The sequence below is a fragment of the Actinophytocola sp. genome, from assembly GCF_049647105.1.
In the GTDB taxonomy this organism is placed as follows: Bacteria; Actinomycetota; Actinomycetes; order Mycobacteriales; family Pseudonocardiaceae; genus Actinophytocola.
The window spans coordinates 23,872-30,621 of record NZ_JBARWZ010000137.1 but is presented as its reverse complement, the minus strand read 5'-3'; the positions used below and the strand labels follow the sequence as shown (position 1 = coordinate 30,621).

Annotated in this window: 7 protein-coding genes and 1 pseudogene; 1 reads left to right on the top strand and 7 read right to left on the bottom strand. The window is 68.4% G+C overall.

The window, feature by feature from the left end; genetic code table 11:
* Window positions 1-100 precede the first annotated feature (100 nt).
* The 6 genes and pseudogenes from WBA97_RS16445 to WBA97_RS16420 all read right to left on the bottom strand — a co-directional run bounded on the left by WBA97_RS16445 (window position 101) and on the right by WBA97_RS16420 (window position 5,030).
* Window positions 101-880 carry a DUF899 domain-containing protein gene (locus WBA97_RS16445; RefSeq protein WP_424231691.1) on the bottom strand — a complete coding sequence of 260 codons (780 nt, stop codon included), beginning with the start codon at window positions 878-880 and terminating at the stop codon, window positions 101-103.
* A 166-nt stretch (window positions 881-1,046) separates the two neighbouring features.
* Window positions 1,047-1,502: pseudogene (locus tag WBA97_RS16440) on the bottom strand (SRPBCC family protein); the annotation flags it as partial.
* An 82-nt stretch (window positions 1,503-1,584) separates the two neighbouring features.
* Window positions 1,585-2,082 (bottom strand): hypothetical protein, encoded by a 498-nt coding sequence (locus WBA97_RS16435; RefSeq protein WP_424231690.1) that lies wholly within the window; start codon window positions 2,080-2,082, stop codon window positions 1,585-1,587.
* A 50-nt stretch (window positions 2,083-2,132) separates the two neighbouring features.
* Complete coding sequence (ligD, locus tag WBA97_RS16430; RefSeq protein WP_424231689.1) at window positions 2,133-2,996, bottom strand: non-homologous end-joining DNA ligase; 864 nt, start codon at window positions 2,994-2,996, stop codon at window positions 2,133-2,135.
* Between the two features lie 201 nt (window positions 2,997-3,197).
* Window positions 3,198-4,526, bottom strand: coding sequence for a DUF2252 domain-containing protein (locus tag WBA97_RS16425; RefSeq protein WP_424231688.1), 1,329 nt, complete (start codon window positions 4,524-4,526; stop codon window positions 3,198-3,200).
* 138 nt (window positions 4,527-4,664) lie between these two features.
* The gene (locus WBA97_RS16420) at window positions 4,665-5,030 is read right to left on the bottom strand and encodes an anti-sigma factor antagonist (RefSeq protein WP_424231687.1); all 366 of its coding nucleotides are present in this window, start codon (window positions 5,028-5,030) and stop codon (window positions 4,665-4,667) included.
* Window positions 5,031-5,144: 114 nt separating this feature from the next.
* Here WBA97_RS16420 and WBA97_RS16415 point away from each other — a divergent pair, with 114 nt between their 5' ends.
* A complete protein-coding gene (locus tag WBA97_RS16415) occupies window positions 5,145-5,900 on the top strand; it encodes a GAF and ANTAR domain-containing protein (RefSeq protein ID WP_424231686.1) in 756 nt (251 codons plus the stop codon).
* A gap of 9 nt (window positions 5,901-5,909) precedes the next feature.
* Here the strand turns inward: WBA97_RS16415 and WBA97_RS16410 are convergent, their stop codons facing one another.
* Window positions 5,910-6,746, bottom strand: coding sequence for a glycosyltransferase (locus tag WBA97_RS16410; RefSeq protein ID WP_424231685.1), 837 nt, complete (start codon window positions 6,744-6,746; stop codon window positions 5,910-5,912).
* Window positions 6,747-6,750 lie beyond the last annotated feature (4 nt).

The window sequence follows — 6,750 nt, the reverse complement described above, 5'->3', positions numbered from 1 at the left end:
GACTCGCGGGTCCCGAACCGTGGACTCGCGGGTTCTGAACCGTGGACTCGCGGGTTCTGAACCGTGGACTCGCGGGTTCTGAACCGTGGACTCGCGGGTTTTAGTACTCGTCGTGGAAGCGGAGGTCGGGGCTGCCTGCTTGTGCGCCGAAGGCGGCGGCTCGGCCTTCCGGTTTCTCCCACGGTTCCTGGCGGCCCAGTGCGGTCATGTCGAGGAAGTAGTGGGTGCCGCCGACCTGCTCCAGCCCGCGCGCGAACGTCGAGTACGTGTGGAACACCTGGTCGCCGTCCCGCAGGAACGCCGACATGCCGGGGTAGTCGCCGCGTCGCGCGGGGGACCACTCGAAACCCTGCTCGGCCAGCTCGTCGGTGGTCCGGTAGTTCAGCAGCACCGGCGCCACGCGTTCGTCCTCGGTGACGTGGAAGTCGTGGTTGAAGTCGCTGCCATGCGAGGAGTACCAGGGGAACGCCCACCCCATCCTCGCCAGGAACGGGCCGATCTTCGACCGCGGTGCCCGCGACACCGCGACGTACGACGTCTCCCGCTGGTGCAGGTGCGCGAGGTGGGGGATGTTGTCGGCGTGCGCGGAGCAGCTCGGGCAGCCCGTGTCGCGGGGCACCTCGTTGCCGTCCTCGTCGAAGTCGTACGCCCACATCATGTGGTGGACGATCAGCTGCTTGCGGCCGTCGAACAGGTCGAGCAGCGTCGCGGGTCCGTCCGGACCGGTGAACACGTACTCCTTCTCGACGAGCACCATCGGCAGCTCACGCCGCGCGGCGGCCAGTTCGTCCCGGGCCTTCGTCAGCGCCTTCTCCCTGACCAGAAGCTCCTTGCGGGCCTCGAGCCATTCGTCATGGCGCACGATCCTCGGCAGGTTCATGGTGGTTGGACCATACGGCGGCGCGAAACTCATCGCACCGCCGCACATCGGTCCACTGTCAGAACGGGTTGTGGCCGTTACGGTCCACGCCCGCGGGGTTGCCCTGCGGGGGCACACTCGGCCGGGGGCTGCCGCCACCGTCAGCCGTTGGCGACTCGCCCCGCTGCGGCGAGCGGTCGACATCCCCGCGCCAGCTGCCGGTCTCGCCATCGCGGTGCTCGATGAACTCCTTGAACCGGCCCAGGTCGCCCTGGATGCGGTGGCCAACCACGCCGAGCGCGGTTGCCGCCTTCTCGGTCAGGGAGTCCGGCGCGTAGTCCATCTGCAGGTGCACCCGGGTGGTCGTGTCATCGAGGCGGTGGAACGTCACGACACCGGAGTGCTCCGGGCCACTGACCGATCGCCATGCCACCCGCTCGTCCGGGTGCTGCTCGGTGACCTCGGCGTCGAACTCACGTGTGACGCCGGCGATCGTGGTGTGCCAGTGGGTTCTCGTCGGGGTGGTCTGCTCGATGCGGTCCACACCCTCCATGAACTTCGGGAATGACTCGAACTGCGTCCACTGGTTGTAAGCGGTCCGCACCGGAGCCTGCACGTCCACCGACTTTTCGATCGTGGTCACAGTTTATCTCCTCCTTGATTTCGATCGCGTTCATGGAAAGGCGTTCCACGTCTATCCATGGCGAAACATGGCCGGCGGAATGTCACTTCATATCGGCGAGCGCGGTCATCAGACCAGCGACGACCTCGGGGTGACCGAGCGGCAGCGGTGCCTCGACGCGGTCGCTCGGGCCTGCGTGGCTGCGGGCCACGACCCGCACCTCGAAGTCCGTCTCCGCAAGGGTTTCGCCGCTCTCCGGCGGGTCGACCAGCAGGACCGAGGTGACGATCTTGCTGAACTGGCGGGCCAGGGCCAGCGCCGTCTCACAGGCCTGACCGCTCGCCACCAGGGTCGTGGACGCCCGGCGCTCGACGAGCGTCTCGAACACGTCCTCGAGGTCCTCGACCGACCGCTTGCCGGCCGGGAGCCGGCACCAGGCGATCTGGAAGTCGGTGGCGAGCCGGTCCCAGGTCGCAGGCAGTTCGTCATGCCGAGCAGCGCCCGCCGGATCAGCCACCACCAGAGCGGGGCCATCCTCACGTCCCGCCCACACGACGGGATGGCCCTCGGCACGGGGGCCTTGCTTGTCGAACTCACGCACGGCAATCACCTCGGGGGAGGGATACCGCCCGCTGAACTCGGCAAACGTGGTCACCGCGTTTCGCGGACAACCTCGCTCGGTGGCTTGTCGGTGCGTAGCCCGCCGAAACGGGGATGGCGAAGCCGGCCGTCCCGCGTCCACTCGCTGAAACCCACGTGCACCACCAGTTCCGGCCGGATCCAGTGCGCGGTCGGCTCGGGAACCGGGTCGGCGAACGGGGACGAGTCCCGCGTCATCGTGTCCATGCGGGCACGCAGCGCACGCAGCGTCGCGTGGTCGTAGCCGGTGCCGACCTTGCCCGCGTACCGCAGGACGCCGTCCTCGTGGTAGCCCACGATCAGCGCGCCGAACCCGGCCCGCGAGCCCTGCGGTTCGGTGAACCCGCCGACCACGAACTCCTGGCCCCGCACACACTTGAACTTGAGCCAGTCGGTGGACCGCCCGCCGATGTAGGGGGAGTCGGCGCGCTTGGCGATCAGTCCTTCCCAGCCGCTGTCACAGGCGTGCTGGTAGTACTCCTCGCCGTCGGCTTCGAGGTGTTCGGAGTAGCGCAGCGGCCCGTCGAAACGGAATGCGGTGCGCAGGATCTCCTTACGCTCGCGCAGCGGCTTTCCGGTCAGGTCCGTGCCCTCGAAGGACAGCAGGTCGAACAGGTAGTAGCGGGCGACGCCGTCCTCGCGGACGATCTCGCCGTCGGTGATGAAGCGGCCGTTGCCCGCCTCGCTCAGCGCTTCCACCAGCTCGGGGTAACCGTCGTCGAGGCGCTTGTGGGTGCGGGACCACAGCTGTGGCCGCCACCCGTCGCGCATGGACAGGGCGCGCACCCCGTCCAGCTTCCGTTCGAACAGCCAGTCGTCGTCGGAGAAACGGCGATCGGTCGGCGTTGCGAGCATCAACTCGGGCGGATCGATCATCTCTCGTCTCGGGGTGATCGGTGGGGGGAATATGCAACTTGCATACCCGGGGGTTGCGGATTGTAAACGCTCCGCGTCGCCGCGTCACTACCCGCCCCTAGTCCGCTTCCCCGGATTTCATAGTGTTGGTCTCGACCCAGCGCAGCCTCGGACCGTGGGTGGTTGGCCCAGACCCGCGCATAAAGATCCATGGGACAGGTCCTAGATGCCGGGGATCTGGCCGTTGCGGAAGGCGTTCACGAACAGGCTGTGGTCTTCGCGGGTTTGGGCCGCGTAGGCCATCGCGAACCTGGTCAGCGTGGTCGTGAACTCGTCCTCGTCGTCGATCGCCGACGCGATGGCCTCCTCGACCTGGAAGTCGACCAGGGTCTGTTCCGAGTCGGCGTCCGCGACGCAGTGCATCTTGGCTGTCGCGCGGCCCAGGTAGGCCAGGACCGGGGCCATGTCGGCAGGCTCGGTCACTTCCGACCAGTCGAGGTCGCTCGCGTACGGGGACAGCTCGGTGACCACGAAACCCTTGCCGTCTATGACAGTGTGGCCCAGCCACGGATCCGCGTGCGCCTGCAGTGCGCGCTGCGATACCGCGGTGCGATGGCCCTCGTTCTCGAAGTAGCCGTGGATGCGGGGTTCGTCGATGATGCGGCTTGGGGCGGGCACGTTGCCCTGCTTCATCGACAGGACCACGTCGTTCTCCAGCGCCTGCGTGTGGCCCTCGACCAGCACGTTGAACGCGGGCAGCCCGGCCGAACCGATGCCGAAACCGCTGCGGCCCACCAGGTCCTTCACGCGATAGACCCCTGCGTCGAACCGTTTGCCCGCCGGGATGCTGTCCAGGTAGGACTCGAACGCGGCCAGTGCCACCGATCGTTCCGAGGACGGCAGCTCGCGCACGCCGGGGCCGCGTGAGAACTGGCGTTCGTAGTCCTCCACCTTCGTCATCGTCGACAACAGACCGGTGCGGGTGCGCAGGCGGGCCCTCAGCAGCACCTCGTGCAGGGTGCCTTCCGTGCTGTCGAGCTGCAGCCGGACGCCCTCGTCGCCCGGATTGTCCGCGAAGTCGCGTACCTGCCGCACGTACGCGTGGAGATACGCGCCGATCAGGTGCGTGATGTCGTTGTCCGAGATGGCCTTGCTCCACGCCATCAGGGCGACGCTCGCCGCCAGGCGCTTCAGGTCCCACGTGAAACAGCCCAGGTAGGCCTCGTCGAAGTCGTTGACGTCGAACACCAGCGTGCCCGACGAGTCCATGTAGGTGCCGAAGTTCTCCGCGTGCAGGTCGCCCTGGATCCAGACCCTGCTGGTGCGTTCGTTCGCCCACGGGTCGTGGTCGTCGGCCATGTCCGCGTAGAACAGGCACGCACTGCCCCGGTAGAAGGCGAACGGCGCCGCCGCCATCTTGCGGAACTTCCTGCGGAACGCCACCGGGTCCGCGCTCATCAGCTCGTCGAACGCGGCCACCAGCACGTCCACGATCTGTCCCTGCCGTGCCTGCTCGCCCCGCTCGGCGATGCGGTCGATGACGTCATCCATGTATCCACTTTGCCATCTGCCCCGAGCCGGCCGTTGATCTCCCTCGGCAAACGGGCCCGACCCTTGTCCGCCCTGGGACGCGGGGTGAGCATCCTGCCGGGGTCGGCGGCGCGGCCGGGAGGGACGTGGCGCGCCGAGTCAGTCCACAGTGGATTGGGAGATCGCGGCTGACAGGTGGGGGTACACCCGCAGCACCTTGTTCAACCCCGTGACCTTCACGGGCCGTAGCACCGCGGGTCCGTTCGCGACCACGGACAGCTGCCCGCCGCGTGCGCTGAGTGCCGATTGGACGTCCAGGAGTACCGACAATCCACTGCACGCCAGGAACTTCACCTGCGACATGTCACACACGAGCTGTGTGGTCGCCGGGTCGGACAGGTAAGGCGACAGGCTGTCGCGAAACGCGTCGGCCGTGGCCAGGTCGATCTCACCGGCGATGGAGACGATCGAAACACCGCCGGTGACGGCTCTGCGACGGATGCTGAGTAACGACGAGTCAGCCAATCTGGCCTCCAGGGAAAGAGGAAGCACGGCTGACTTCGTAACCGTGAACTGCGGCACCACATTAGCAACCCCGTGGGAGTTGCCTCCACGGCCCGCACGGCTCAGACTCCGTGCGTGCCTGACGACATTCTGACTGTGGCGAGTGAGCTCGCAGAGATCACGAGACTGGTCGCCGACGATGACTTTGGCGCCACGATGGGCCGTTTCGTCACCAGGATCGTGCGCACGGTCCCCGGCTGTGACGACGCGATCATCACGGTGCGGTCCTCGACCGGCGTCGAGACCGTGCATTCCAGCCGCGACCTCGGCTTCGACCCGCTCGTGCCCGGCCCGATCGTCGAGGCGGTGACGTTCGCGGAGCCGCGCAGGCTCGACGACGTGGCGGCCGACCAGCGCTGGCCGTCGTTCGGCACCCAGTTCGTCAATGCCGGCTACCGCAGCTGCCTGTGCCTGCCGGTGGCTACCACGCGTGACGAGACCGCGGTGCTGACCCTGCTGTCGAAGGACCCCGCACGGTTCGGGGAGGTCGCGTACGACCTGGTGCTGCTGCTGACGATGCATGCCGGTGTCGCGTTCGACAACGCGTCACTGTTCCATGACTCGCGGGAGCTGGTGACCCAGCTGCGGGCCGCGCTGCAGACGCGGTCGCTGGTCGGCCGGGCGCAGGGACTGCTGATGCGGCATTTCGAGTACGACTCACAGCGGGCGTTCGACGTGCTGAAACGCGCGTCGCAGAACTCCAACAAGAAGCTGCGCGACCTCGCTGCCCTGCTGGTGGACGCGCATGAGGGAGACAACTTCGACGCCGTGCTCAGGGACTTCGGCCTGACCGAACAGGACGCGGCCGCCGTCCGGCCTGCCTCGAGCTGAACCCCGGGGTCAGGCGGCCCGCGCGAGCGGTGGTGCGACGAGGAGCTCCTCGATCCGGTCCGCCGCCCGCGCCGGTGCGCCCGCCTCGGCGACCAGTTCGCGCAACCGCCGCGCGGTGGCCAGTGTGGGCTCGTCTACCCGCAGGTGTTCGACGAGTCTGCGCAGGTCCTCGGCATGCGCGTCGGCGAGCGAGGCGACGACCTTGCCCACCCCCAGCGCCGCGATCCGGTCGGCGTGCGCGATCTCCTCGGCGGTCTTCGGGGCGAGCACCATCGGCACCCCGGCACGCAGCCCGGCACTCACCGCGGCGAGCCTGCCGTCGGTGAGGAGGACGTCCGCGTGCGGCAGTTCCGTGTCACTGACGACGACCTGCCAGTCGGTGTCGCCGAACGCACGCACCAGCGGCCCGATCGACGGCCCGTCGACCAGCAGCACCGGCCTGCGGCCGTGGCGGCGCCACGGGTTGTGCACCTTGCCCCGGGCGCCGGGGATGGTGAACACGTACGGCTCGGGCGCCTGCTCGGACGGCCAGCCGTGGGGTGACTCGGCGAGGTTCTGGCCCGCCACCACCAACGGCACGTCCCACGTGCCTGCCAGGTCGGTCGCGGCGCCGGTGGTGCGCGGGTCGGCGACGACGGCGTCCGGCGCGAGCGCGGGCATGTCGAGCAGGCGCCGCTCGTGCTTGCCGAACCGCACGAGCCGCACGCCGGGCCCGGCGAGTTCGTCGAGGTAGGGGTCCCCGGACGCGAAGGTGACGTGGTGGCCACGCTCGCCGAGTTCCTCGGCGAGCCGCAGCGTCGGGTACAGGTGTCCCGAAGCGGGCCTGCTGAGGAAGAGGAGGTGCATACCG